General features: G+C 72.8%; 1 protein-coding gene. It reads left to right on the plus strand.

Features of this window, described 5'->3' with window-relative positions; all coding sequences use genetic code 11:
* Positions 1–547 (plus strand): ribosome small subunit-dependent GTPase A (rsgA, locus tag G3I78_RS47355; protein ID WP_164436805.1); only part of this gene is annotated, 547 nt, incomplete at both ends.

Below are 547 nucleotides of genomic sequence, written 5' to 3' on the forward strand. Positions count from 1 at the left end.
CAGCTGGCGATCGTCACGGCGCTGGCCGACCCGGAGCCCCGGCCCCGGATGATCGACCGCTGTCTGGTGGCCGCGTACGACGCCGGCCTGGAGCCGCTGCTGGTGCTCACGAAGTCGGACCTGACCTCCGCGGACAAGATCCTGGAGATCTACTCCACCTTCGGCCTGAACTACGTGGTGACCAACCGCGAGGAGCTGGCGACGGGCGACGCAGCCGACCGGGAGGCCGAGCGCCTGAACGGCCGGATCACCGCCTTCGTCGGCCACTCGGGCGTCGGCAAGACCACGCTGGTGAACTCGCTGGTCGCCGAGGGCCGCCAGCGCGCCACCGGGCACGTCAACGCGGTGACCGGCCGCGGCCGGCACACCACCACCTCGGCGCTCGCGCTGCCGCTGCCCGACGGCGACGGCTGGGTCATCGACACCCCGGGCGTGCGCTCCTTCGGCCTGCACCACGTGGACCCGTCCCGGGTGATCCTGGCCTTCCCCGACCTCGTCCCCGGTACGGAGGGCTGCCCGCGGGCCTGCAGTCACGACGAGCAGGACT

Source organism: Streptomyces sp. SID13726 (assembly GCF_010548375.1).
Lineage (GTDB): Bacteria > Actinomycetota > Actinomycetes > Streptomycetales > Streptomycetaceae > Streptomyces.